Source organism: Halonotius sp. GCM10025705, from assembly GCF_042662885.1.
Classification (GTDB): Archaea; Halobacteriota; Halobacteria; order Halobacteriales; family Haloferacaceae; genus Halonotius; species Halonotius aquaticus.
The window spans coordinates 1,319,423-1,344,817 of sequence record NZ_JBHSZD010000001.1 but is presented as its reverse complement, the minus strand read 5'-3'; the positions used below and the strand labels follow the sequence as shown (position 1 = coordinate 1,344,817).

The following is a 25,395-nucleotide window of genomic DNA, read 5'->3' as shown; positions in this document are numbered from 1 at the left end:
CCTTTGCCTGCAAAACCGCAAGACGGCAGTATGCGACGGGATAGCGATGGTGTTGCGGTTCACACCCTCGCTGCCTTCGGATTTCGGCGGCAATCGTGGGCCCAAAGCGGGCGGCTCAGCCGAGGTCATCGAGGCCGTCTTCGATATGGCTGTGTTCGTCGGCCGGGAACGAGCCGGCTTCGACAGCGGCTTTGTAGTCCTCGATGGCGTCTGCCATTGCCGCCCGCACGTCACCAAACTGCTCGGCAAACGGTGGGGCGTTCTCGCTGAGGCCCAACACATCGCTGATCACCAGCACCTGGCCGTCGCAGTCGCCGCCGGCACCGATTCCGATCGTTGGGATATCGAGGGCGTCGGTCACTTGGGCGGCAACGTTGGCCGGAACGTGTTCGACGACGAGTGCGAACGCGCCGGCGTCCTCGTGTGCGCGGGCAAGCGAGAGAATCTCCTCGGCGGCGGCCTCGGTCGTCCCCTGTCGGGTGTAGCCACCGAGTTGGTTGACGTGTTGGGGGTCAAGCCGAGGTGCGCCATCACCGGAATCCCAAGCTGGGTGAGCCGTTCGGTCATCTCGACAGTGTGGGGGCCGCTTTCGAGTTTGACCGCGTCGGCACCGGCTTCTTTCAGCATGCGACCGGCGTTGCGGACGGTTTCAGCCTCGTCGACACCAACTGAGAGGAAGGGCATATCAGCGACGACAAGCGCGTCATCGCTCCCGCGGGCGACGGCGGCGGTGTGGCGTTCGACATCATCGACGGTGACCGGCAGCGTCGAGTCATACCCCAACGCCTCGGTGCCCATGCTGTCGCCGACCAGCAGGATGTCGATCCCGCAGTCGTCGATGACGCTGGCAGTGTGGGCATCGTAGGCCGTCAGCATCGTAATTGGCTCAGCTTGTTGGCGGAGCTCCCGCGTCGTGGTCATACCCCTGTTTGGATCGCCAGCCGTTAAATCGGCTGTGTCCGACGGTGGTGCCGCGTGGAACCGTCACATCTTAGCGCGCCGAGTCGAACGCCCCAGTGTGGCAGATCCCGTCGCAACGACCACCCCCGACGGCGTCGATTTCGGCTGGGTGATGCAGGTCACCTTCGTCGTGACGATCCTCGTCGGCGCGCCGCTGGTCGCGCTGCTGTCGACGACCGTCGAGCTTTCGACATGGGGAGCCCGCGCCAACTTTGCGATCCGGGTTGGTGCGCCGATCTGGCTGACGACGAACGTGACGGCCTACCTGTACGCGAAATACAAACGCGAGGATACAGATGATGACGAACAGCCCGACAGCGCGGAATCGACGGCGACTGACGACGAGTAATCTCAGACGTATTCGAAGGCGACGCCAGCCCGCTCGGCGGTCTCCTTATCGCGTGGCGAATCGCCGACGAACAGCGCGTTTGCGGGTTCGACACCAAGATCCTCCAGCGTCGCCAACAGCGGTGCCGGATCGGGTTTGTGTGTCGCCACCGAGTCGCGACCGATGACCGCCGCTACGTCGGCAGCGAGCCCGTGGGTTTCAAGCGCGATCCGGCAGGCGGCCTCACAGTTCAGCGAGCAGATACCGACCGGGACGGTTTGCTCGGCGAGTTCGTCGGCGAGTCCACAGCGACGGGAGCGGCGGGCTCCTCGCGTTCGTGGCGGCTGATCGCCGCTTCAACATCCGCCGTGATACCGTGGTCGTCGGCGTCTTCCAGCAGCGACCACAGACCCGCACCGGCGGCGTCGATGCCGGCGTCGGCGTAGACCTGAATCACATCGTCGGCGACAGCCTCCCAGTTGACAGCGAGCGTCAGTAGCGTGCCGTCAAGGTCGTAGACGATGCCGGCGTACTGCTTGTCGCTCACGAATCGTCCTCCCAGAGCGGATAGAGTTGGTCGGTTGGCGCCGTCGTGATTCGCTCGCCGTCCAGCACCAACGCGCCGTCGTTGTCGTCGCCGCTGGATTCTCTGACCTCGCCGATGACTGCCGCGTCAATGTCGGCTCTATCGAGCGCGTCGAGCGCGGTATCGACGGCTTCGGACGGCACCGTCGCCAACAGCGCCCCGGAGCCGAAGATCCGCAGCGGATCGACGCCAATCGCCTCACAGATCGCGGCTGTCTCAGGCCGAATCGGAATCGACTCACGCTCAACGACGAGATCGACACCGGAAGCCGCTGCCAACTCGACACACCCGGTGACAACGCCGCCCTCCGTGGGATCGTGCATCGCCGTCGCCGCCGAGCGCAGCCGTTCGGCCTCCGGATGAACAGAAATCTCCTCGAAGAAGTCGGCCGCGCGGTCGAGGGTCGCCTGCTCGATACCGGCCTCGCGTGCCTCGTCGGCAAAATCGGTCGCTAAGATGCCGGTTCCCTCGATGGCAGCGCCTTTTGTGAGGAGCAGTGTGTCGCCCGGCTGGGCACCGCCGGTCGGGATATAGTGGTCGGTGCGGCCGAACGCTGTCAGACTCAACAAGGGTCGGTCTAAGGCGGGCACGTACTCGGTGTGGCCGCCGACGATGGTGACACCGAGGTCGTCGGCTGCGGCGTCTAACTGGTCGGTCAGTGTTGCCAGTGTCTCGTCGTTCTCCTCGGGGAGAAAAATCACGTTCGTCAGGAACTCCGGGGTAGCACCCGAGGCGGCTACATCGTTGCAGGCAACGTAGACGCCGAGCGTCCCGGCGCGGTCGGCCGCCAGCGAGATCGGATCGCTGCTCACGACCAGCGTTTCGCCGTCGCCGAGATCGATGGCGGCGGCGTCCTCACCGTAGGCCGCGCCGGTCAGCAGATCCGCACTCGACGCGCCTGTGCGGTCGAGGACGCGGCCGAGCGTGTCGGGATCGAGTTTGCCGATCATCGTGCGGTGGGTCAGGCGGCCTCAACGCAGGGCTACTCATCGACGAGGTCGATATCGAATTTCTCTTCGAGTGCCCGAACAACAGAGCCGCCGACGCCGGCTCGGGTCGCCCGGTCGTCCTCGATGGCTTCGAGATCAGCTTCCTCGACGTCGAGTTCGTCGGCGAGGTCGGAAATCGAGCGGTCGGCGTCCTTTCTGGCGTCGCTGACGCGGTCACCGTAGTCGGACACGAGATACGGGAGCCGGTCGCCCTCGTAGTTGGTGCCCTCCTTTTCCCAGTGAGTTGAGTCGCCCTTGGCGGCGTCGTAGACCTCGGCTTGTCGCTGGGCGGCGCGTTTCTTGCGGTCTTTTGGGCCGTCGCTGCCCCCACCGCTGGAGCCGCTGGAGCTATCGCCGGAACTCCCGCCCTCGTCGCTCGTCGTCTTCCGGTTGTCGTCGTGGGGGGCACAGTCCGGACAGACCAACAGCACCGCGCCTTCGACGTTGGCTTTGCTGAGCTGACTGCTGGCGGTGCCACACAGCTCACAGCTGTCGCCGTCACCACCGCCGCTGCTGTCGCCGGTCGAATATTTCGCCATGTCTCCCGGTTAGGCCGTCGATGGTTTAACTCTTCACGCGAGGGCCGCGGGCTGCTGTGTCGAGTGCTGTCGATCCGGGAGCCCCGGAGCCGGTGCTCATCGATCAAGGTTGTCGGTAGAATGTGCGTGGGTGCTGTCGTAGAGACAACACCACATCGTGGCGGCTGAACCGCCTGCGATGCGTGGGAAGAGATTTGAACTCGGACCTCTACAGGACAGCGCCCTCAACGCTGCGCCGTTGGCCTAGCTTGGCTACCCACGCTCGCGGGTGTTTTGTACGCTTTCGCGCACTCGGTTGTTCACCGGGGTTGAATAAAAGCCCTTTCTTTTCGGGGTCGCCGCTGCCGGATCGACCCCGGTGCCGACGCTCGATTTGTCCGTGGCGGCGACAGACAAACAAACGGTTTTGATTGTCGCTCTCAAAACGAAGATATGCAACTGCAGGCCCGCGACAATGTGCCGTTGCTGACCGTCGTGTTGTCCGCCCTCGCCCTCGGGGCGGTGTTTGCCGCTGTCGGTGGCGTGATCCCGACCAGCCTCATCCCCCGGATCGACGGGCTGATCGCGGTGATCCCGGAGCTCAATGCCATTATCAGCCTCACCGCCATCGGGACGATCATCGCCGGCTGGCGAGCGATCCGCCGCAAGGATGTCTCCAGCCATCGAAACTATATGCTGGCCTCGACGGTGTTGTTTGCCGGGTTTCTTGTGTTCTATCTCTATCGCATCACACTTGCGGGGACGACAGATTTTGGCGGCCCAGTCGCGATCGAGCAGTTCGTCTACCTGCCGATCCTCGCGGTGCATATCTTGTTGGCTATCATCTGTGTGCCGTTGGTGATCTACACCCTGTTGCTTGCGGTCACTCGCCCGATTGAGGATATCTACACCAGCCGGCACCGAAGTGTCGGCCAGCTCGCGGCCGTCCTCTGGCTGATCTCGTTTAGCCTCGGGATCGTCGTCTACGCGATGCTGTACGTGGTGTACTAACATACCGAGCCGGCGTCAGTCGTCGGCCGCGAACGCTTCTTGGCCGCCGATGATCGGGCGATTGACCTCCCGGTCGGTCGTTTCGCCCTCGATGTCGTAGGGGTATTCGCCGGTCACACAGCCCAAACAGAGATCGAGCTGTTGACTGTCGAGACTCTCGGCGATGGCGTCGATCGATAGATAGGCCAGACTGTCGGCGTTGATCTCCTCGCGGATCTCCTCGACGGATTTGTCCGCAGCGATCAACTCCTCGCGGGTCGCCATGTTGATGCCCATATAGCACGGTGCGACGATCGGCGGGGAGCCAACGCGCATATGGACTTCCTCCGCGCCAGCGTCTTTCAGCAGATCGACCAGTTGGTTTGAGGTTGTTCCCCGGACAATCGAGTCGTCGATGATGGTGACGGTTTTGCCCTCGATCGTTGATTTGATCGGGTTGAGCTTTAGGCGGACGGCGCGTTCGCGTTCGTCCTGGGTCGGCATGATGAACGTTCGGCCGACGTAGCGATTTTTCATCAGGCCCTCGGCGAATCGGACACCGGCGTCGTCTTCGGCGCGGGGCTCGCCGTCGGCGGTCGTTTCGCTGGCGGCGTCGGCGTAGCCGGAGGCAAACGCCCGCCCGGAGTCCGGTACCGGGAGGACAACATCGCTTTCGATGCCGCTTTCCTCCCAGAGTTTGCGGCCGAGATTGCGCCGCACCTCATACACGAGATTGTCGTCGATGACTGAGTCGGGCCGGGCAAAATAGACGTGTTCGAAAAAGCAGTGGGCCGTGGTGTCGCGGTCGACGAGTTGATAGGAGTCATAGCCCGTCCCATCGGTGTCGAGGACGATGAGTTCACCCGGTTCGACATCTCGGATCAACTCCCCGCCGAGGGTGTCGATGACAGTCGATTCGGAGGCCAGCACGTAGCCATCATCGAGGCGGCCGATACACAGTGGGCGGTTGCCCTGTGGGTCGCGGACGCCGATGACGGATTCGTCGTGCATGATCGTCAGCGAATAGGAGCCATGCAGTCGCTCCATCGTGTGTTTGACCGCTTGGATGAGATCTTCATCAAGGAGATTGCGGGCGATGTCATGGGCGATGACTTCGGTGTCGCCGTCGGAGGTGAATGCGTGGCCGAGATTGGCGAGTTCGTCGCGGATCTCGTCGGCGTTGACGAGGTTGCCGTTGTGCGAGAGCCCCAGCGAGCCGGATTTGAACGAGACCGAAAACGGCTGGGCACAGCAGGTACCGATCGAGCCCTCGGTCGGGTAGCGGACGTGGCCGATGCCGGTCGCGCCGTTCAGGGAGTTGAGATCACCCTCGTCGAAGGCGTCGCCGACGAGGCCCATATCGACGTGGCTGTACTGCTGGAAGCCATCGTGGGTGACGATGCCGGCGGACTCCTGGCCGCGGTGTTGGAGTGCGTACAGCGAGTAATAGAGTGGTCGTGCGACGGGTCGATCTTCCAGTGCGATCCCGACGACCCCGCATTTCTCGGTTGGGCCCTCGGTGGCATGGTGGGTCGACTCCCGGCCGTGTTCCATACCAGCCATACCGTGCTCAGCCGCTAAAAAGCCCCGTGTTTGTGCTGTCTCGGCGTTGTATAGATTCAAATATATCCACGATCGTGGATATGTGTTGGACGGCGGGCTGACGCGTTTTTCTCTGGTAGCCATCTCGGTACGGTCTCACTCGGGCGGAATCGTGTTCAAACCACTAACGACTGGCCGTCAACGCCCTGCCTGTGTCAGGCGGTCACCTGCGGATGATTTAAGATACCGGTGGCTGTGTGGTGTGGTCAACAGAGACAGTCCGCGAAAATCAGCCGCTTAGTTGTCGCCGGACTTCGACTGCCATTCGTAGTCGCGCCGTTTCGCCGATTTGCCGAAGCCACACGAGGAGCAGACCTTCTTTTTGCTGTGGTAGGACTTCTCGCCGCAGCGGCGGCATTTGACGTGTGTCGTGGTGTTCTTCTTGCCTTGTGTTGGGGTTCCTGCACCGGTCATAGATTGATCGAAACGACGTTGTCGCCGCGTATAATGGTTGTGTCTTCGACTTCCTCGACGGCGATCTCGTCGACGCCGCCCTCGTCGATCGGCTCGTCGTCGACCCCGGTCGATGGGTCAAGCACGACGTTCATATGTTGGTCGTAGCCCGCCAGCGTGCCGGTGAATGCCGTTCCGTCTTTCAGCCTGACGGTCACGGCCTCCTCCAGTGACGCTTCAAGCACATCGAGGGGTCGTCCACTCATACACCAACAGGGTTGTGTTTCGGTCTTAAACGTACCGGAACCGCTATTGCGTCGGTGGTTTGTCGCCTGCGAGCCGGCTGTCGGCGGCTTGGGCGTCTCACTGCTGGCGACACCGGCGGCTGGTGAGCGACGAGGCTTTGCCGCCGCCGGGCCAACACCCGGTATGGAGGCGTCTGTCATCGGTGACCTGCTGCCGCGAGATCGCCGTCGGGAGCAGCCCGCCATCGTCGTTCCGGCCACCGACCGCGCGATGAGCTATCACGATTTCTTTACCAACGCCTACAAATCCGGCAACGTCCTGCGGTTTCTCGGGGTTCGAGAGGCGGCGACGGTCGCCGTCGATATTACGCCGGCCCCCGAGCCACTCCTGGCGTTTCTCGGGGCGGCCCAACTCGGCGCGGTGACGACGTTCGAGCCGACCAGCGAGGCGCGGGTGACGCTGGTGCCGGTCGCCGAGGAGGCCGCCTACGACCTCCCGCCGGGCGCGAAGCTCGCGGTCTACGGCGGTCCGCCGGAGTCGCCGGCGACGACTCACTGGGAGCAGGAGGTCTGGAGCGAAAACCCCGGTTTCCCGGAGACACCCGTCGATCCTGACTCGCCGGTGGTGCGCGCCGACGGCGAGCCCTACAGCCACCGCGACCTGCTCGCCGCAGGCGACGACGTTGTCGACGCCCTCGCCCTCGATGGCGATTCGCGGCTGGCGATTCGGACGCCGCTTGCGGCCCCTGCCACGCTCGTTGGCCTCGTGGCCGCGCTCGCTGCTGAGGCGACCGCAGTGCTCGTTGGCGATTCGGAGCGACCGGTCGATGCCGACGCCGCACTCGTCGCTGCGGATGTAACTGCGCCCGAACCGGTGTTGGTTTCGGTCGACGCCGTCTCGTTGTGATCGCCGGTTGCGGCCGATTGGCCTCTGTGACCGCACGGTGACTGTGGCAGTAGTCTCACTCCTCAGGCCGATCGTCGGCCGAATCGGCGCGGCGCGTCACGTCGACGTGGTAGTGTTCGAGAATATCCCGCCCGAGCAGGAGCGGGAAATCCATGTGGCTCCGGTCTTCGACGCTGGCGGTGACGGTGTGTTGGGTGCCGCCGACGCCGACGACGATGTCGACGACCGGGCGTGATTTGCCCTGTTTGAGACTACCCGATCGGACGGTGATAATATCCTTGATCGGCCCGGAGCCGATGTCTGTTGCGAGGTGGGAGTCGATGCTCGTCCGGGTCGCGCCGGTGTCGGATTTCGCCATCACCAGCCGCGAGCCGCGGGTTCCGCTGACGACGACCTCCTCGATGTAGCCGATGACAGCGGGCTCGTTCGGCTCCAGGGATGGTTGTCTCGGCATGCAGGCCGGTTTTGAGTCGTCAAGCGTCTCGGCGAGTTCTGCAACGCGGTCGGGATCGACGCTGCCGCCGCCGCGCTCGACGGCGAGGGCGGCGATGTACGGGGCCGGACTCCGACCGGTCGCCTTGAACAGGCCGCGGAAGCCGGCTGTCGGATTGATTTCGAGAACCTGCCACTCGCCGTCGGTTTCGATGAGGTCGACACCGGCGTAATCGAGGTCGATCACATCCGCCGCGCGCCGGGCGGTCTCGACGGCGGCCGCCGGCAGGTCGTCGGTTGCGTCTTCGACTTTGCCGCCGAAGGAGACGTTCGTCCGCCACTCGCCGTCCGGGGCGTAGCGGTACATCGAGCCGATGTGTTCGCCGTCGACGACGTAGACGCGTGTGTCGCGGGGGCGGCCATCGCGCTCGATGAACTGCTGGAGGAACGCCTGGCGGTCGCCCACGCGGGGATTCACTGGCTCGGCGAGATCGACGACCCACGCGCCGCCGCCGTGGGTACCGATAGCGGTCTTGTACACGCCCTGTTCGCCGAACCGCTCGCGGCCGGTGTTGAGCCGCTCACTCGACAGTGCGAGGAGGGCATCTGGCACCGGGATGTCGGCGTCGGCGAGGGCCGCCGCAGTAGCGAACTTATGCATCGCGGTCGTCACCGGGGCCGGACGGTTTAACATCGGATACAGATTTTCGAAGAGGCGCGCGAGCCCAATCTCGTCGGCCGGATGCGTGCTCGTCGATAACAGCAGTCGATTCGCGATGACATCGATGTCTGGTTCGACTGTGAGCTCGCCGTCGGTGATTGAGACAGCGATGTTCTCACGGCGGAGCCACTCGGCATCGTAGCCCAGTGCCTCGATGGCATTCAGAATCGCCTTGGTTTCCTTGCTACTGTGGAGGCCGGACACCGACGGTGAGGTCGGCGTGGGAGTCGGCTGGCATATCTGGCTCTTCGGTGTCGACACATTAGTCACTATGGGCAGTCGGTGTGCATTCACCGCCGGTAGATGTAAACCCGTTCGTCGCCCAGATCGTCCAATGTCGGACGCTGAGCCGTTCACGTTCAACGGCGGACGGGTTGAACCGGGGAAACCCAGCGGTTCCGGTATACGATCTCCGAAACCTACCTTGGCGATCCCGTGCGCATGCCAGTCATGATCATCAACGGCGTTGCGTCGGGGCCGACGGTGTTTCTCTCGGCGGCCGGCCACGGCGACGAACTCAACGGCGTTGAGGTGGTTCGAGAGGTCTCCGATGAGTGGGATCACAACGATCTCTGTGGCACGCTGGTCTGTTTGCCGGTGTTGAACGTCCCGGGATTTATCGCCCAACAGCGGTATCTTCCGATCTACGACCGCGACCTGAACCGATCGTTTCCCGGCGATCCCGATAGCACGAGCGCCAAACGCATGGCCGACAGCATCTTTCGGAACTTCATCGAACCCTGCGATATCGGGATCGACTTCCACACCTCAACCCGAGGGCGGACGAACATGCTCCACGTTCGCGCCGAGATGGGCAACGACACCACCGCTCGCGTCGCCAACGCGTTCGCGTCGAACGTCATCATCGACAGCGAGGGGCCGTCGGGGACGCTGCGCCGTGAGGCGACCGACGCCGGTGTCCCGACGGTGACCGTCGAGATGGGCGAAGCCCACCGGTTTCAACGCGAGTTCATCGACCGCGCGCTGGCGGGGACGAAAAGCGTCCTCGCGGAGTTTGGCGCGAAGCCGACCGCAGCGGTCGACTGGCCCGGCTGGCGAACCGTCATCCAAGGATCGGAAGAAAAAACGTGGATTCGGGCCGACGCCGGCGGGATGGTCGAAATGCACGCCGACCGCGGCGATGTGGTGCAGGAGGGCAATCGGATCGCCACGATCGCCAGTCCGTTTAAGACCGATACCAGTATCGTCGAGGCCCCGTTTACCGGGCTGCTCGTCGGGGTCTTGGAGAATCCGGTGGTGTATCCCGGCAATCCGCTCTGTCATCTCGTCGAGGTGAGCGAGCGGCGACGCCGGGTGATCGAATCCCACCGCGGGTGAGGGCTGCCGGTCGGCGGTGTCCGGCCCCACCGCTGTCGCTTGATAGGAGCGTTTTTATTGTTTGATCGGTTGACTCAATCTGTCGGACGGCACAGTCCGTGTGACATGCGCGCGGGTAGCCAAGCTAGGCCAACGGCGCAGCGCTTAGGACGCTGTCTCGTAGGAGTCCGCCGGTTCGAATCCGGTCCCGCGCATACCGTCTCGAACGAACGTGAGAGACGTGTCTGCGGGACGAGGATTCGAATCAGGGAACGGAGCGACGCGGAGTGACCGTGGTTCGAATCCGGTTCTGCGCATCTTTTCAACACCTCAAAAATATCAACCAAATGTGACTCAATCCAAATCAGAATTTTCGGTTGGGATCGAGTTTTGCATAAGCAAGAAGCCCCAAAATCGAAATCATGGTAACAGCCATAGCGTTAGTGATTCCGGGGATTGATGTTGGAATTGAACTGGTGAATTGATTCCAGAACATCACCAGCAGGATTGCAAACAGAATCGCAACCGCAGCTCCTACTCTGTCTACCATGTTTGATTACCTCCGTTGTATTGTTCTATCTGTTGGACGGTGCCACATTGATGCTGTGATTGTTGTCGGAGCATCACTAATCTAAAGCGACGGTAATTACTTGTATCAGCCACCTGTCGTAACTGTTGACAACCGTTGAAATGAAATTTAACCACGGTAACGCTTGTTTAAACGGCTGTTAATCTAACTATGAGTGAGCTACCAGACTGGATTGAACAAAAAGTACAGTTAAATCCAGATCACGATCTACAAGAAAGAACTGTCGCAGAAGTATTTATAAATGAAGACGAAAGGCCATATCTGACAAGAAAACAGGTGGAAGCACGTTTAGATGGTGATTATTCGAGAGCTACAGTATTGAGCCGGCTTAACGGCTTAGTCAGCGTTGATGTTCTGGACGTGGATGAATTGGAAAATGGAGGAATCTACTGGATTAAGAACGATATTTCACAATGGCCAATTCCTACAGATGTTAGCGTAGAAGGAAGGCCCGATGAAATGACGGTCTCCGAATTTTTTAATCAGAGGCCAGTATCATACGGACAATGGGGAGTAGCGGTGATTTTATCCGCCACTCTTTCAATCTGGATCGGTGGAATACTGGGTACACAAAACGTGGAGTTTGCAGGTATCACAGGTCAATTAGTAATAAACGTGAGCCTTTTTGCTATCTTTATAGGATGGGGGATAATTGGATATGCTGTTCTTGTATCGTTAAAAGATCCCCCAGAAGGCATATAACCGGCTGATTACTCGTATTCTCGGACAAGCAATACACAAACCCAGCATGATTCTTTTTACACAGGCGATATGACGAATGATGTAAAAACCAATGCTCGCAAAAGAATGTAGTATACAATTCGCCAGACCTGAGAAAGAATTCTCACACCGCACTACTCTTCCTCCCCAACACTCGGATGCTGCTGCGGTTCCTCAGGATGCGGCGCGGCGAACCATTCCTGCATCGCCGCCACTGACTCGGCCTCCCGCGATTCGCGTTCGGCGGCGTCGATCTCCTCACAGCCCGGCGGGAGTTCACGCCCACGGTCGGTAAAGTAGCCCTCGGGCGTCACCCAGTCGTGATAGAAATCGACATCTGAATCCTCGATCAGCGTCACGCCGACGGTCGCGCCGTGGCCGGCGACGATGATCGCCTGATGCGGCTGGGCGGCCAGCCGCCCCGCGGCGTAGAGGCCCGCCACGCCCGTCCGGCCGCGGTCGTCAGTGTCGACGAACGCCTTCCCGTGATCCAGAATCTCAACGCCGTCGATGCCGGCGAGGAAATCGACCGTGTTCTTCGTCGCGGCGACGACGGTGCTCGCGGCGAGCGTGCGGCCCTCGGCGGTTTCGGCGATGAAGCCGCCGTCGGATTCCCGGAGGTCGACGACGCGGCCCTCCCGGCGATCACACCCAGCGCGGTCGGCCTGCTCGCCCATGAGTTCCAGCAAGCGGTGGCTGTTGACGCCGGCCGGAAAGCCGGGGTAGTTCTCCAGATGGGCGTTCCGCCGGAGGATCGGATCGCCGTCGTTGAGAAGTAGCGTATCCAGGTCGGCGCGGGCGGTGAACAGCCCGGCTGACAGGCCTGCGGGGCCGCCACCGATGATCAACACATCGCAGTCGAGTTCGGGTGTCATGATGGCCGTACGTTACGGGAGTGTTGTGTTATACTCCTCGCTCATAGCACGCCGCTACGCCCGAACGATCAACCACACCGCCAATCCCAGCGCAATCGCCTCAAAGCCAGCCAACATCACGAACAGCGTCGTCTGCGACCCGTAGGTGAGCGCGGCCCCCGCCAGCGACGCCCCGAGCGCGCCGATCCCGAAAATGGCGAGATACGTAAAGCCGAACGACAGTCCCCGATAGGCCGGCGGCGAATACTTCGCAATCGTCGCCTGGCTCAGCGGCTGGAGCCCGAACAGCGCAAACCCCAACGCGGTGCTGATCGCCAGCAACGTCGGCAACGACCCCGAGGCGGGAACGAAGAGTAGCGCGATGACGACGAGCAGTGTCAACATTACCGCCAGCCCGCGCTCGGGCTCGATGGCGTCGGTCAGCCGTCCGCCGACGTACTGCCCGGCGACGCCGACCGCCAGCAGGCCGGCATACAGATATTGGGAGAGATCGAACTCGCTGGCCGCCGGGCTGTCGGCAACCGGGCCGATGGCAGCCGCCGGATCGACCGCCAGCAACGGATCAAGCACGTCGCTCAACACCTCCGGCAGGAACGTTACCATCCCCCGATAATACAGCCCGTTGAACAACACGAGCACGAAGACGGTCAGAAAGCCCGCGGTGAACAACTCCCGGGAGGCGGTCACAAACGCTGCCAACGAGTCGACATCGGGCGCGGTGGCGGTGTCGCTCGCGTCGTCTCTGACCTTCTCGCCAGCGCGTTCGTCGCCAGCGCGCTTGCCGCTATCATCGTCGCCTGCCGTTGTGTCGCCGTCGACGGCGGCGGTTTCGTCGAACTCGACGGTTAGGCCGACGGCTCCGGCGATGAACGCCGGGATGGCCAACAGCACAACCGCAAGCCGCCACTCGACGACGACCAACAGCAGCGCGGTGAGAAACGGCCCGCCGGCGATGCCGACGTTGGCGGCCATCCCGTGGTAGGCGAACGCCGCCCCGCGCTCGTCGGCTCCCTTGCTAATCAGCGTCAATCCCGCTGGATGGTAGACGCTGGCAGCGAGGCCCCACACGGCCAGCGCGACCGCGATGCCGGCGACGCCGGGCAGCAGCCCCAGCAGGACGAACGCCGAGCCCATCCCGAACAGGCAGGCGACGATGAGCCGCCGGGAGCCAAACAGATCGACCAACACACCGCCGGGCAGCGCGCCGACGCCGAACAGCCCGTAGCCGACGGCGACGACAGTCCCCAGCGTCGCCGACGTAACTGAAAACTCCACGAGCCAGACGGTCAGCAAAATCGGCACCGCTAACTCGTAGGTGTGTACCATCGCGTGGCCGGCCATCGCAAAGCCGGTGATCGCCCGATCGTTGGCGTTCATCGGTCACCTCCGATGGCAAACCGCTGAGTGGTCACGACACTTCCTGGTTGGCGGCGGTCGTTGAATGCGCTTTTCATTCGCCTCTGGGCTTCGCTCCGGGCCCGCGTGTGTCAGCCGTGCGTCTGACACTTCCAGTACAGCTTTAAGAATCCAGCCAACATATATACGCCAATGGGCTCCTTTGATGACGTTCTTGCGGACATCATGGCAGATATCGACAGTGTGTTCCTCTTTTCGCCCAACGGGGCGTTCTACGAGCGGTTTGCGGACACCGACAACGTCGTTGTCGTCGCCGGCGAAAACACCGTCGAGGCCGAGACTTTCGTCGAACTCCCGATCGAGTTCACCAACATCAAAGATCGGATCCGATTCGGTATTGAGGGCGCGATGGACAACGATCTCGTCGAGGAAGGTAACACGATCGCCTGCTTCGGCTCGATCTTCGCCGACGACGCCGATTCGGCTGTCCGGGTGCGGGTCAGCGAAGACCTGCGCTCGGGACTCTACGACCTCTTTACGAACTCACGGGCCGACCCCAACGTCATCCGCGACGTGTTCGATGTTGCCCTCGAACTCGGCCGGAAAGGCCAGAAGGGCAGCCCGGTCGGCGCGCTCTTCGTCGTCGGCGACGCGGGCAAGGTGATGAACAAATCCCGCCCGCTGAGCTACAACCCCTTTGAGAAATCTCACGTCCACGTCGGCGACCCCATCGTCAACGTGATGCTCAAGGAGTTTTCCCGACTCGACGGCGCGTTCGTCATCTCCGATTCCGGCAAGATCGTCTCCGCCTACCGCTATCTCGAACCGAGCGCGGAGGGCATCGACATCCCGAAAGGCCTCGGCGCGCGCCACATGGCCGGCGGTGCGATCACCCGCGACACCAACGCGACGGCGATCGTGCTGTCGGAATCCGATGGGCTGGTCAGAGCGTTCAAAGGCGGCGAACTCATACTCGAACTCGATCCAGAGGAGCACTGATCGAGGTGTCGGTACTCCAAGTTGCGCTTCCCGACTGGCTCGCGGTCATCTCCACACGCTTGTGGGTTGCCGCCGGGATCGTCCTGCTGGGCATCGTCCTTGGATATCTGACGATGCTCATGGGTCGGCGACTGCTCCATCGCCTCGGCATCGACGACGCTGTCGAGGGCACAGCCGTCGAGCGCGCGGCCGGCGAATACGGCACCTCGACAGTCGGCCTCATCACCAAGTTGGCGGGCTACTTCGTGATCGTCCTCTCGGTGTTTATCGCCGGCACCTTTACCAATATTCAGTTCGCTGACCTCTTTTTGCGGGCGGCGGCGGTTTTCCTCCCGCAGCTTGCGACCGCGCTGCTCATCCTCGTCGTCGGGATCATCATCGGCGATAAGATCGAGGTGTTGGTCTCCGAACGGCTTCGGGGGATCAAACTCCCCGAGATCGGCGTCATTCCGGCGACCGCCCGCTACAGCGTTTTGTTCGTCGCGACCCTGATCGCCCTCGGGCAGATCGGCGTCGCCACGAATGCGTTGATCGTCCTGTTGGGTGCCTATGCGTTAGCCCTCATCGTCTTCACCGCGATTGCGACCCAAGAACTGCTGGCCTCCGGTGCGGTCGGCGTCTATCTCCTCCTCACGGAACCCTACAGCATCGGCGACGAGGTTGCTGTCGCCGGCCAACAGGGGATTGTCCAAGAGATCGACCTCTTTGTCACCCGCATCGACACGGACGGCGAGGAACATATCGTCCCGAATCGAACGGTGCTTCGAGACGGGATCGTTCGGATCCAGTAATCCCGTCGCTCGCTGTGTCAGCGGTGTCGCTATCATCGTCGGTTTCCCTATTCGTGTCAGCACGCCACCACGGTGACTAGTCGCTGTCCTCGCCGAGCAGCTGTTTGGAGGCTTCCTCGGCGTCGCGTTTCCCGATCGCGGAGTTCGCCAGCAGTCGGCCACCGATCTCGGCGGGGCTGATGACGCGGTCGGCCCCGGCGTGGCGGAGTTTGGCGACGTTTTCTCGCTGCATCGCGGCCGCGAGGACGGTCAGGTCGTCGCTGAGCTGTTTGGCGGTGAGGATCGCCAAGGCGTCTTGGGCGTCGTTTTCGGTGGCGGCGATCGCCGCCCGGGCGTCGCTGATTCTGACCTGCTGTAGCGGGGCCTCATCGCTCGGTTCGGCGGTCAACACGGCGATATCGCGCTCTGCGAGCCGCCGGGCCGCGGCTTCGTCTGTCGTGACGACGGCAAACTGGGTCTCGTCGCCGAGATTTTCGATAATCGGTTCGGTCAGATCCCCATAGCCGAGGAGGATCACGTGATCGTCGAGGAGGTTGAACTGGCTGTCTGTCATGCGTCCGAGTGCTTTCGAAAGTTGGGCTTCGATCGCGGGCGTCAACAGGACACCGAGGGCGACCGCGAAGGCGGCGACGTTGATCAGCAGCACCGAGATCGAAAACAGCTTGCCGAGCTCGGAGGCAGCGGTCACGTCGCCGTAGCCGACGGTACTGGCGGTGACAATCGTATAGTAGAACGCGTCGGTCAGCGTCGTCACCCCGCTGAACTCATCGCGGAGCGCGTAGGAACCAAACGTCCCATAGGAGATCGCCGTGACGAGGGCCACACCGGCGGCCAACTGCGTTGGCGACGGCGAAAACGAGCGATCGAACCGCGAGCGATTGAGGAGTAATGCCGGCACAGAGATGAGTGATAGTCCGACCAACGGCAGCGAAAACGTCGATACCTGCAATAGCCCTTGGATCGCCGTGATCGGGAGCAACACGACCGTCGCATACCAGCCGATCCGAAAGCGGCTTTTCAGGGCATACGCGCTGCCGAGCATCGTAAACCCGGTCAGCGTCCCGGTGAAGCCGACCGTTCGTCGCACCGCTGTCGGCACGACCGCGGCGAGTTCGCTGTCGACGCCGCCGGTCGTGATATGCACGAGGCCAACGATGATCGACAGGATGGCGACGGCGAACGTCAGCAGGATCGACGCTCTGACGCTCACCCACTCCCGTGTCCACGTCATCGGAGTGGCCTCTGGTGGCTGACTACTAATACACCCCGGATCGTCACTGCCCCCGAAGACAGGGGTCGTCGCCTGCGCCGAAACCCGCTGAAGAGAACGATTTAACCGAATCCGCCTGCATACCACGCCAATGACCGCGCTTCCGTTTGATATCCTCCTGGGCGTCTATCTCGGCGTGCTAACCGGGATCATCCCCGCGTTAGTCTCCGGGGTGCTCGGCTTCCTGTTTAAATACGTCACCGATGTGTCGATCCCCGGACTCGGTGTCGTCGTCCTCGCCTTGGCGATCGCCGGCATCAACGGCGGGCTGCTCGCACTCAACGATCCGACGATCCGCTCCTCGGAGAACGCCGCCTCGATCCTCACCGCCATCGTGGTCGTGTTGATGCTCGCACTGTACGCCCACGCCCAGGGCGACAAACTCGGCGCGTCAGCCCCGAAACGGCTCACGATCAAATCGCTCCGCGACCGAACGCTGAACACGGACGTGATCGAACTCGTCGGCGGGCGGAATCAGGTGCGACTCACCGTGTTGGGCGAGGTCAGCGACATCGAGGGCTACCCACCGCTGCCTGCGGCGCTTCGCCAGGAGATCGGCGACGGCGAGTGGACGTTTCCGGCCGACCTGCCGATCGCCGAGCTCGAAAGCCGGTTTGCCGATCGCCTGCAGTCGGAGTTCGATCTCGCCGACGTGACTGTCTCCTTGGACGAAGCCGCCCGCGCCCGCGTTGCTGCCGCGCCGCCGATGGGCAGCACCTCACGGCGCGTCCCCGCTGGCAAGCGGGCCGTCTCGCTTTCGGCGTTGGTGCCGTCCGGCATCGCTCGCGGCGAGTCGGTACGGATCGTCACCTCTGAGACGACGGTGACCGGAACGGTGATCGCCGCCCGATCGGGAGCACCGATGACGACTGATTCCTCGCCACCGCCAGCCGACGACACGCTCGCGACTGATGGTGGCGAGGAGCCGCCGGTACCGCTGCCCGCGGCCGCGACGACGACCGGCGGCGAGGGCCGCATTACCGTCGCTGTCTCCCGGTCAGACGCGACGACGTTGTTGTCGGCGACCGATCCACAGGTCGTCGTCCGTTCGCGGGGGACGCGCCGGGAGTTCGAGTTGGTGTCGCTGCTGCGTCGCTCCGGCATCCAGTTCAAGAAAGTGACTGTCGCCGGCGGCGGCCCACTTGATGGGCATACCATCGGCGAGGTGGGTGTCCGGGACAGCTACAATGTGTTGGTTCTCGCGGCCAACCACGAGAAATGGCAGGTTGCCCCCGAGGCGACCAGCCGTTGTCGGCGGGAGATACACTGTATGTCATCGGGACGAGCGAGTCGCTGACGCGGTTTGCGGAGGCCGCAACATGACCGCCACCGATTCGCTGGTCGATGCGTTCACGACCGGCCCGCCATCGCCAGTTACCTTCGAGTCACCCACCGCGGCCCTGATCAATCTCATCATCTACGCGCTGCTGTCGTTGCTCGCCGCTGGTGGCCTTGCGGTCGCCTACCGCTGGTATTTCAAACAGACCGTCCCGGAGGGGTTGTCGCCTTTGTCGGCGTCTCGGTCGTCGCTTTGTACATCAACACGACCTCGTTGGGTGTCGCCGTCAGCGACATCTCCGTTGACCTCTTTGAGCCTGGCGTCGTCTTCTTCAATGTCGTCGCGCTCAGCATCGCAGCGGTGGCCGCGCCGGTCGGCCGCCGACTCGGCGATGCGGTCAGTAGCAATCTGTTCTCGCTGGCCGGACTCCGAGAGTTCGAAGGTGAGGTCGGGACGGTCGTCCGCTCGGCCGGCCGGGTGACCACGATCACCCTCCCGGATGAGATCGACGACATGGAGAGCTACGATCCCGTCACGGATGAGACCAAAGCCGAACTCGCCGGCAAGACGCTGCTGTTCCCGCGGCGGCTCACCGTCGAGGAACTCCGGAGTCGGTTGATAGAGCGACTGAAGGAGGATTACGCGGTCGGCTACGTTGATATCGATCTCACAGCCGAGGGCACCGTCGAGTATCTTGCCGTCGGCTCCCGGGCGGCGGGCATCGGCGCGACGATCGCGCCCGGCAGCGTCGCCGTGGCGATCCGTGCCGACCCGCCGAACAACGCTTCGCCGGGCGATACCGTACAGGTCTGGACGACCGGCGAGACGCCGGAACGACTAACAACCGGCGAACTCCGCGGCGTCGCCGGCGACACGGTGACCCTGGTTGTCGATGACGGCGACGAGACGCTGTTGTCACCGACCGCCGGCTATCGGCTGGTGACGATGCCCGCCGAACCGCAGGCCGACCGCGAGTTTGCGACCCTGCTGCGCGGTGTCGACGAGACGATGGGAACGGTTACCATCGAGGCCGACAGCGAACTTGTTGGGTTGACGCCGCGCGCGTTGACAGCGACGGTCGTGGCGATCCGCCCCGACGGCGGGAAGCTAACAGCCCTCCCGGATCGGGATCGTGGCTTTGCGGTTGCGGAAACGATCTATGTCCTTGGCCGCCCGGACGTACTGCGAGGGCTGGAAGACCGAGCGAAAGCGGTCGCCGCTGCGGAGTCAGCAACCGAAACAGACGACGCAGCGACATCGTAGCACGCTGATCAGGACTCAGCGTCACCCGCATCGTCATCGGTGTGGGTAGTCTCGCCGTGATCAATCGGCTCCGCCGGCACGCCGGCGACGGTCGCGCCGGCCGGGACATCACGTGTCACCAGCGAGTTGGCCGCGACCTGCGCGCCGTCGCCGATCTCGACGCCCGGCAGCACTGTCGCGCCCGCGCCGATCATCGCCTCCTCGCCGACTACGACCTCACCAAGCCGATATTCGTCCTGTAAAAACTCGTGACAGAGCAGCGTCGCGTCGTAGCCGATGATCGCGTGGTCGCCAACGGATATGCGCTCCGGCCAGAACACATCTGGGGTCGCCTCAAGCCCCCACGAAACGCCGGTGCCAACGCTCGCGCCCAACCGCCGCAGCAGCCAGTTTTTCAGCCGCAGGCTCGGTGAGATGCGGATCAGCCAGACGACGAGGTAGTTGCGGACAACCCGCCACGGCGATCGGATCGACGCCCACCCCCACAGCGAGTTGTGCGGGCCGGCGGTCGGCCGTCGCTGGAGGCGATCATGGCGGCGCACATCGTCGCTATCGTCGGTGTCGGCTGGCGGCACGGCTTGCCCTTCGGGCGGTGGCTACAAAAACATCGAGTGTGCCCTGCGATTACTCGCTGCGCAACTCGCTCATGTGGTCAATCCGCTGTTGGACGAGGTTGGCCTTGCCGATGTCGTGGCGGATGTGGAATCCCTCGCCGGCGGCCGCCAGCGCGTCCTCGGCGATTTCCTCGGCGGCGGCGATGGAGTCAGCGCGGCCGACGACCGCAAAGGAACGGGAGGTCGTCGTGTATAGCCCGTCCTCGCGGGCGTCGACGCTGGCGTAGAAGAGTAGTCCGTCGCCGACCGTCTCCTCGTTGACCTCGATCTTTGCGCCGGCGTCAGGATCAGTTGGGTAGCCGTCAGGAACCGCGTACTTACAGACCGTCGCTTCCCCCGAGAAGTCGAGTTCTGGGAGGTCGTCGCCGTCGCGGGCGGCGGTCAGCACGTCGAGGAACGGCGTGTCGAGGATCGGCAGCGTGTTCATCGCCTCGGGGTCGCCGAAGCGGGCGTTGAACTCGACGACCTTCGGCCCCTCCGTGGTCAACATGAACTGGCCGTACAGCACGCCCTTGTAGTCGGGCATCGCTGCGACCGTCTGCTCCATGATGTCGACGGCGGCCTCATAGTCGCCGTCCTGCATGAAGGGAAGCTCGAAGCCGGTGTCGCTGTAACTGCCCATGCCGCCGGTGTTCGGTCCTCATCGCCCTCGTAGGCGCGTTTGTGATCCTGCACGGCGGGCGCTGTTCGCAGCTCGCCGTCAGCGACGAAGGCTTGGATCGTGAACTCCTCGCCGATCAACCGCTCTTCGAGGACGACGCCCTCGTAGTCGGACTCCTGCAGATAGGCTTTGGCCTCCTCGCTGGTCACCTGATCGCCGATAACTTTCACGCCCTTGCCGCCGGTCAGGCCGACCGGTTTGACGGCCAGATCGCCGTCGTAGTCGTCGATGAACTCGCAGGCGGCGTCCATGTCGTCGAACGTCTCGAAGACCGGACAGCCCGGGATGTCGTTGTCCTGCATGAACCGCCGCTGGAACGCTTTGTCGGTTTCAATTCTGGCTTCCGCAGCCTGTGGGCCAAAGGTGTAGATCCCCGCCGCGTCGAGTTCGTCGGCGACACCGGCCTGCAAGCCGGCTTCCGGGCCGACGATGGCGAGTGTCGCGTCGATCTCTTCGGCGTACTCGCGGATCGCCTCGGCGTCGGTGCCGTCGATCTGTTCGAATCCATCGGCGAGTTCGGTGATGCCAGGGTTGCGGTTGCCGGCAACAGCGTACAACGAACAGTCAGGAGCCAACGCGCGGGCGATCGCGTGTTCGCGGCCGCCACCGCCGACTAACAGCACGGTTTCACTCATATCCGAGAAAGACCGCGGGCCGCGTGTAAGTGTTACTTTGTCCGCTCAGCAGGCAACAGCACCGGCGAGTTCCGCCGGCTTACTGCTCGAAGGGGTTGTCGAGGACGACTGTCTCGTCGCGCCCGGGGCCGATGCCGACCGCGTAGATCGGCGTCGACATCTCGTCGCTGATGTAGTCGAGGTACTCGCGGGCATTCGCGGGCATCGCCTCATACCCCTCCTCGGCGACAGCGGTCCAATCAACCTCGTCCCACGGCTCGAAGGATTTGAGCACGGGCTCGCAGTCGCCCCACCGTTCGGTCGTCGCCGGCATCGTCAGCAGTTCCTCGCCATCGAGCTCGTAGGCGTGGCCGACGTTGATCTCATCAAGTCCGGCCAGCACGTCGATGTGGTTGACCGCGATGCCGGTGAAGCCGTTGGCGCGGGATGCGTGTCGCAACATCGGCATATCGAGCCAGCCGATCCGTCGTGGTCGGCCCGTCACGGTGCCGAACTCGCCGCCTTTCTCGCGGATGAAGTCCGCCAGTTCCTCCTCGCTGTCGGTGCCATCGAGTTCCGTCGGCAGCGGGCCGGTGCCGACTCGGGAGAGGTAGGCCTTCACGATGCCGACGACCTCGCCTTGGCCGATGACTGTCGGGGCGACACCGGAGCCGACGGCTGCGCCGCCGGCGGTCGGATTTGAGGAGGTGACGTAGGGGTAGATCCCGTGGTCGATGTCGATGGAGGTGCCCTGGGCACCCTCGAAGAGCAGTTCGTCGTCGCCGGTGTGTTTGTCGCTGAGGAACTCGCCGGCGTTGACGGTCATCGATTCCGATTTGAGCCGCTCGCCGTACTCCCGATAGGTTGCAAAGAGATGGTCGATATCGAAGGCGTCGGCATGCTCGGAGTTCTCGACGTCGAGCCCGTAGATCTCCTCGGCGAGCGCGCGTTTCTGGGGCACCGCGTATTCGAGGCGGTCGCGCAGCACGTCGGGATCGAGGAGGTCGCCGACGCGGATCCCGCGGCGACCCGCCTTATCCTCGTAGGTTGGGCCGATGCCGCGACCGGTGGTGCCGGCTGCGAGATCATCGTCGCTTTTGGCCTCTTCCTCGATGCCGTCGAGGACGCGGTGATACGGGAGGATAACGTGCGCCCGGCGGGCGAGTCGCACATCCGGTTCAAGTCCTTGGTCGCGGAGGGTATCAAGTTCGTCAAACAGCGTCTCGGGATTGATGACACAGCCGTTGCCCAACACACCGACCTTCCCGCGGATCGCCCCGCTGGGAACCAAGGAGAGTTTGTACTCCGTCCCATCTTGGACAACAGTGTGGCCGGCGTTGTCGCCGCCCTGATACCGGACGACGACATCGGCGTCGCCTCCCCAGATGTCGACGAGCGCGCCCTTGCCCTCATCGCCCAGCTGGGAGCCGACGATAGTTACGGTCATAACGACTGTGGGTTTCCAACCACCGGGTAAACAGATTACGGTACAGCGCCTCGCGCGGCCAGACCATGATGCAACCACCGGTCGAAGCCCCGCGGCTGTGGTCTCGACCGATTGCTGTCAGCGTACCGACCCGAAGTGTTAACTACTCGCACAACCAGCCATCAGCACGAGCCTTTTTCCCAGCCGACAGCAACACTTAAATCACGCCAAGACAAGTTAGCACATGTCATGATTGACCGACTCGAAAAAGAAGTCGACATGCTTGAACGGCACCTCCAAGTGCTCCGGATGGTCATCGAAAACGAGCCCATCGGCATCGTCAAGATGTCCAACGAAACCGGCTACCCCCACCACAAGGTTCGGTACTCCCTGCGCGTCCTCGAAGAGGAAAACCTCATCGAGCCATCCAGCCAGGGCGCGATTCAGACCGACCACACCGAGGAGTTCGTCGACGACCTCGACAACAAGATCGACTCCATCGTCGACAAGCTGCGGACGATGCGCATCGACGACACCGCCGAGATCGAAAACTAACGCGCTTCGATTGGTTGTTACGCGCTGTCTTGTTCCGTTCTGTTTTGTGCCGTCTGTGAGCCACTGCCGCGTCAACTACAGTTCAGGTTTCTGGAGTTCGAACCCGCCTTTGATTCGGTCGACAAGACAGAGGTGGAAACCCTGTTTGCGGGAGATGTTGACGAAGCTTTTGCCGCCGCTGCGGCTGAACAGGCCGCTGCCGGTCGCGTCGTCGGCCATCTCGTAGGCGTCTTCGGTGAAGTAGCTGCTCGTCACCGCGAAGCTGGCGGCGAAGCTGTCGTTGCGCTCGCGGAGGGCGTTGCCATCGCGGATCAGCCCTTCGACCAACTCCGCGCCGACCGGTTCTTTTGAGCTATCAAAGTTGGCGACACACAGCGGTTTGCCGCGCTTATCCCGAACGACACAGTCAAACTCGCGTTCGATCGGCTCGTCGTCTTCGTCGGTGCCAAGCTCAATCGTCCCGTGCAGCTCGACCCGATCGATCTCCGGGATCGTATCAGCGACCGCGCTGAGCGCGGTTGTTCCCCCTGTCGCCCGCAGTTCGAACAGCAGATCGGTCACCAACCACTCCGCGAAGGCGACCTCGATCCGCTCGGCGAGGAACGTCTCGAAGGGGGTGCCATCGACTTCCAGCCCCTCGGTATTGAACGTCGTGTGGGTGTCAAGTCGGATATTCGCCGCCACATCCTCCTTCGATGCCTCGCCGTCGTGGGCATCGGCAAGCGTCGCTTCACCCTTCGAATCATAGCGGACAAACAGGTTGGTTCCCGCAAGCGCGCTGGCGGTATCCATCGTGTGGCTCGGTGCCGTCGTGGATGTGTCACCGGCCGCGTCGGTTCCGCCGGCTGACTCAGCAGCCTCGAGTTGCGCTTCGAGCTCTTCGATCCGCTCTTTGGCGGCCGCCAGATCAGCTTCGAGTTCGTCGATTCGCTCCTCGGCGACAGCGAGTTCTTCGCGGGCGTCGTCGCGTTCGGCGGCCAACTGCCTGTGTTTTTCTTCGGCCTTCTCCATTACCTCCTCGGCTTTCTGGAGTCGCTGTTGGAGCTGCTTGCGTGAGACGCGGTCGTCCGACCGGGTGACTGTCTGTTGGCCACCGCCGCCGCCGCTCCGCCTGGCACTGTCGGCGCGGCCTCCACTCCCGTTGTCGGCTGTGTCGTCGTCGCTGGGATCAAGCGACGGGATCGTTGTCGTGTTCCGCCAGGCAGCTTCCTCTTCGAAGGGTTCGGGATCTGTCGTGGTGGTACCTGCTGATCCGGTATCAGCTGGTGTGGTGGTGTCGGCTGTCGATCTGGTATCAGTAGTCGATCCGGTGTCGGCTGTCGACGTGGGTTCGGTCGATGTCCCGCTGTCAACCGTCGATCCACTACCGTCGACGCCTGAGTGATCCGTGTCGTGGGTGTCGTCGCTGGCCGCTGTCGCGCCGGTCGGATCGATGCCTTCGGGTGGTTCGGACGCTTCCGTGGTGGCTGTCTCCTCGTCGTCGGTGTCAGCCGCGACGGTCGGTTCCGTCCCATCCTCGCTGGTATCGGCCGCGGTCGTCGTCTCCGCGCCAGCATCGTCTGCCGCGGTGTCGTCGCTTGCTGGACTGTCGTCAGCCGACCCTGCTTGTGGGATGTCGATCGCTTCCCGACGACGATCACTCGTCGTGGATTCGGTATCGGCGTCGTCCTCGTCGGTCGTCGGTGGTGACGTGTCGGTCGCGGGTGCGGAGCCGTCGCTGGTGGCTCCGACATCAGTCTGTTCGTCGTCGGTTGTCGCTGCCGGGGTGTCACGCTCTGGCAGGTCGATCACGTCGATGTCGGCGGCGTACACATCGTAGATCCCGACCTCGTCGTTGGCGCGGTCGAAGGCTTCCTCGTCGGTGAGGAGGCGGCGACTGTTGCCGACGAAGGCGACGCTCATCGAGCGGCCACCGTAGTAGACAATGTAGTAATCTCCCGACAGGACGTTCTCGGAGAGCTCAATATAGCCGGTGAAGTTGCCACCTGAGAGGGTTGAATCGGCCTCGGCGATCGCCGTCTCGTTGGTGTAATACTCCGCCTGCTTCTCGTTGTCCTGTGTCTGCATCGTATACAGCAACGGAAGCGCAGGCGTTGGCGCCTCGTAGGCGGTCTGGGCTGCCCCGTCAAAGGCCCCGAGTGAGCCATCGCGGATCCCGACCAGCCGGCCGTTAAGCATGAACCCCCAGGCGTCACCGGCGTTGACCGCCCCGGAGAACTCCGCGTCGGCGAGGGCATGGAGGCCCGCATACCCCGCGTCGACCGGAACGGTCTCCCAGTCGGTCACTGCGGTAACTATGTCGCTATCCATTTGGTATACCGACGCCCGAGACGCATAAAATACTTTCCAGAGCGTCGGACGTTGGATTCAGCGTTTTCCGTGTGGAAAATATCCT

At 62.9% G+C, this 25,395-nt stretch carries 21 protein-coding genes, 2 tRNA genes and 5 pseudogenes; 11 read left to right on the top strand and 17 right to left on the bottom strand.

All coding sequences use genetic code 11. The features are described 5' to 3' along the window. Window positions 1-115: 115 nt before the first annotated feature. Window positions 116-921, bottom strand: a pseudogene (panB, locus tag ACFQJB_RS07545) (3-methyl-2-oxobutanoate hydroxymethyltransferase). A 97-nt stretch (window positions 922-1,018) separates the two neighbouring features. Here panB and ACFQJB_RS07540 point away from each other — a divergent pair. Beyond that, a complete protein-coding gene (locus ACFQJB_RS07540) occupies window positions 1,019-1,309 on the top strand; it encodes a DUF5822 domain-containing protein (protein ID WP_379725741.1) in 291 nt (96 codons plus the stop codon). A gap of 2 nt (window positions 1,310-1,311) precedes the next feature. Here the strand turns inward: ACFQJB_RS07540 and ACFQJB_RS07535 are convergent. From ACFQJB_RS07535 to ACFQJB_RS07520, 4 genes and pseudogenes are all read right to left on the bottom strand, one after another. Next, window positions 1,312-1,835: pseudogene (locus ACFQJB_RS07535) on the bottom strand (HAD family hydrolase). Then, window positions 1,832-2,824, bottom strand: a complete 993-nt coding sequence (locus ACFQJB_RS07530) for an AIR synthase family protein (RefSeq protein WP_379725738.1) — start codon at window positions 2,822-2,824, stop codon at window positions 1,832-1,834. The pseudogene ACFQJB_RS07535 and the gene ACFQJB_RS07530 overlap by 4 nt, the downstream one beginning before the upstream one ends. Before the next feature lie 32 nt (window positions 2,825-2,856). Next, entirely contained in the window at window positions 2,857-3,402 is a 546-nt protein-coding gene (locus ACFQJB_RS07525; RefSeq protein ID WP_379725735.1) for a helix-turn-helix domain-containing protein, read from the bottom strand. A 179-nt stretch (window positions 3,403-3,581) separates the two neighbouring features. Beyond that, window positions 3,582-3,664, bottom strand: a tRNA-Leu gene (locus ACFQJB_RS07520). Between the two features lie 170 nt (window positions 3,665-3,834). On the opposite strand from ACFQJB_RS07520, the gene ACFQJB_RS07515 reads away from it, so the two are divergent. Next, window positions 3,835-4,392: a DUF420 domain-containing protein gene (locus tag ACFQJB_RS07515; protein ID WP_379725732.1), complete on the top strand. Its 558-nt coding sequence runs from the start codon at window positions 3,835-3,837 to the stop codon at window positions 4,390-4,392. A 15-nt stretch (window positions 4,393-4,407) separates the two neighbouring features. Here ACFQJB_RS07515 and purF read toward each other — a convergent pair whose 3' ends face one another. The 3 genes from purF to ACFQJB_RS07500 all read right to left on the bottom strand — a co-directional run bounded on the left by purF (window position 4,408) and on the right by ACFQJB_RS07500 (window position 6,632). After that, window positions 4,408-5,925 (bottom strand): amidophosphoribosyltransferase, encoded by a 1,518-nt coding sequence (gene purF / locus ACFQJB_RS07510; RefSeq protein WP_379725729.1) that lies wholly within the window; start codon window positions 5,923-5,925, stop codon window positions 4,408-4,410. A gap of 285 nt (window positions 5,926-6,210) precedes the next feature. Continuing rightward, a complete protein-coding gene (locus ACFQJB_RS07505; protein ID WP_120102450.1) occupies window positions 6,211-6,387 on the bottom strand; it encodes a 50S ribosomal protein L37e in 177 nt (58 codons plus the stop codon). After that, window positions 6,384-6,632 (bottom strand): LSM domain-containing protein, encoded by a 249-nt coding sequence (locus ACFQJB_RS07500; RefSeq protein WP_120083446.1) that lies wholly within the window; start codon window positions 6,630-6,632, stop codon window positions 6,384-6,386. Before ACFQJB_RS07500 ends, ACFQJB_RS07505 begins: the two co-directional genes overlap by 4 nt. Window positions 6,633-6,678: 46 nt before the next feature. Between ACFQJB_RS07500 and ACFQJB_RS07495 the strand changes: the two genes are divergently transcribed. After that, window positions 6,679-7,518, top strand: coding sequence for an acetyl-CoA synthetase (locus ACFQJB_RS07495; RefSeq protein ID WP_379725725.1), 840 nt, complete (start codon window positions 6,679-6,681; stop codon window positions 7,516-7,518). 55 nt (window positions 7,519-7,573) lie between these two features. Here the strand turns inward: ACFQJB_RS07495 and ACFQJB_RS07490 are convergent, their stop codons facing one another. Next, on the bottom strand, window positions 7,574-8,875 hold the full coding sequence (locus tag ACFQJB_RS07490; RefSeq protein ID WP_379725722.1) for a RimK/LysX family protein: 1,302 nt from the start codon (window positions 8,873-8,875) through the stop codon (window positions 7,574-7,576). Window positions 8,876-9,005: 130 nt separating this feature from the next. Here ACFQJB_RS07490 and ACFQJB_RS07485 point away from each other — a divergent pair. Further along, window positions 9,006-10,009: pseudogene (locus ACFQJB_RS07485) on the top strand (succinylglutamate desuccinylase/aspartoacylase family protein). Window positions 10,010-10,118: 109 nt separating this feature from the next. Continuing rightward, window positions 10,119-10,203: transfer RNA gene (locus ACFQJB_RS07480), tRNA-Leu, on the top strand. Between the two features lie 149 nt (window positions 10,204-10,352). On the opposite strand, the gene ACFQJB_RS07475 is transcribed toward ACFQJB_RS07480, so the two are convergent. Beyond that, window positions 10,353-10,538, bottom strand: a complete 186-nt coding sequence (locus ACFQJB_RS07475) for a hypothetical protein (RefSeq protein WP_379725719.1) — start codon at window positions 10,536-10,538, stop codon at window positions 10,353-10,355. A gap of 189 nt (window positions 10,539-10,727) precedes the next feature. Between ACFQJB_RS07475 and ACFQJB_RS07470 the strand changes: the two genes are divergently transcribed. Continuing rightward, the gene (locus tag ACFQJB_RS07470) at window positions 10,728-11,279 is read left to right on the top strand and encodes a hypothetical protein (protein WP_379725716.1); all 552 of its coding nucleotides are present in this window, start codon (window positions 10,728-10,730) and stop codon (window positions 11,277-11,279) included. A gap of 152 nt (window positions 11,280-11,431) precedes the next feature. Here ACFQJB_RS07470 and ACFQJB_RS07465 read toward each other — a convergent pair whose 3' ends face one another. Further along, the gene (locus ACFQJB_RS07465) at window positions 11,432-12,172 is read right to left on the bottom strand and encodes an NAD(P)/FAD-dependent oxidoreductase (RefSeq protein ID WP_379725713.1); all 741 of its coding nucleotides are present in this window, start codon (window positions 12,170-12,172) and stop codon (window positions 11,432-11,434) included. A gap of 54 nt (window positions 12,173-12,226) precedes the next feature. Next, entirely contained in the window at window positions 12,227-13,549 is a 1,323-nt protein-coding gene (locus ACFQJB_RS07460; protein ID WP_379725710.1) for an MFS transporter, read from the bottom strand. 171 nt (window positions 13,550-13,720) lie between these two features. Here ACFQJB_RS07460 and dacZ point away from each other — a divergent pair, with 171 nt between their 5' ends. Together dacZ and ACFQJB_RS07450 are read left to right on the top strand one after the other, a co-directional pair. Next, a complete protein-coding gene (gene dacZ / locus ACFQJB_RS07455; protein ID WP_120102818.1) occupies window positions 13,721-14,527 on the top strand; it encodes a diadenylate cyclase DacZ in 807 nt (268 codons plus the stop codon). A 5-nt stretch (window positions 14,528-14,532) separates the two neighbouring features. Then, complete coding sequence (locus ACFQJB_RS07450) at window positions 14,533-15,318, top strand: mechanosensitive ion channel domain-containing protein (protein WP_379725706.1); 786 nt, start codon at window positions 14,533-14,535, stop codon at window positions 15,316-15,318. Window positions 15,319-15,394: 76 nt separating this feature from the next. Here ACFQJB_RS07450 and ACFQJB_RS07445 read toward each other — a convergent pair whose 3' ends face one another. Further along, entirely contained in the window at window positions 15,395-16,549 is a 1,155-nt protein-coding gene (locus tag ACFQJB_RS07445) for an NAD-binding protein (protein WP_379725703.1), read from the bottom strand. 130 nt (window positions 16,550-16,679) lie between these two features. On the opposite strand from ACFQJB_RS07445, the pseudogene ACFQJB_RS07440 reads away from it, so the two are divergent. Then, a pseudogene (locus ACFQJB_RS07440) lies at window positions 16,680-17,911 on the top strand (potassium channel family protein). 208 nt (window positions 17,912-18,119) lie between these two features. Beyond that, on the top strand, window positions 18,120-19,130 hold the full coding sequence (locus ACFQJB_RS07435; protein WP_379725699.1) for a potassium transporter TrkA: 1,011 nt from the start codon (window positions 18,120-18,122) through the stop codon (window positions 19,128-19,130). A gap of 8 nt (window positions 19,131-19,138) precedes the next feature. On the opposite strand, the gene ACFQJB_RS07430 is transcribed toward ACFQJB_RS07435, so the two are convergent. The 3 genes and pseudogenes from ACFQJB_RS07430 to ACFQJB_RS07420 all read right to left on the bottom strand — a co-directional run bounded on the left by ACFQJB_RS07430 (window position 19,139) and on the right by ACFQJB_RS07420 (window position 22,466). Beyond that, window positions 19,139-19,705 (bottom strand): acyltransferase, encoded by a 567-nt coding sequence (locus ACFQJB_RS07430; protein ID WP_379725696.1) that lies wholly within the window; start codon window positions 19,703-19,705, stop codon window positions 19,139-19,141. Window positions 19,706-19,754: 49 nt separating this feature from the next. After that, a pseudogene (purD, locus tag ACFQJB_RS07425) lies at window positions 19,755-21,040 on the bottom strand (phosphoribosylamine--glycine ligase). Window positions 21,041-21,119: 79 nt separating this feature from the next. Beyond that, complete coding sequence (locus tag ACFQJB_RS07420; protein ID WP_379725693.1) at window positions 21,120-22,466, bottom strand: adenylosuccinate synthase; 1,347 nt, start codon at window positions 22,464-22,466, stop codon at window positions 21,120-21,122. Window positions 22,467-22,694: 228 nt separating this feature from the next. Between ACFQJB_RS07420 and ACFQJB_RS07415 the strand changes: the two genes are divergently transcribed. Then, on the top strand, window positions 22,695-23,000 hold the full coding sequence (locus ACFQJB_RS07415; protein WP_120083464.1) for a hypothetical protein: 306 nt from the start codon (window positions 22,695-22,697) through the stop codon (window positions 22,998-23,000). A gap of 75 nt (window positions 23,001-23,075) precedes the next feature. Here ACFQJB_RS07415 and ACFQJB_RS07410 read toward each other — a convergent pair whose 3' ends face one another. Beyond that, the gene (locus ACFQJB_RS07410; protein ID WP_379725690.1) at window positions 23,076-25,310 is read right to left on the bottom strand and encodes a DUF7527 domain-containing protein; all 2,235 of its coding nucleotides are present in this window, start codon (window positions 25,308-25,310) and stop codon (window positions 23,076-23,078) included. Window positions 25,311-25,395: the final 85 nt, after the last annotated feature.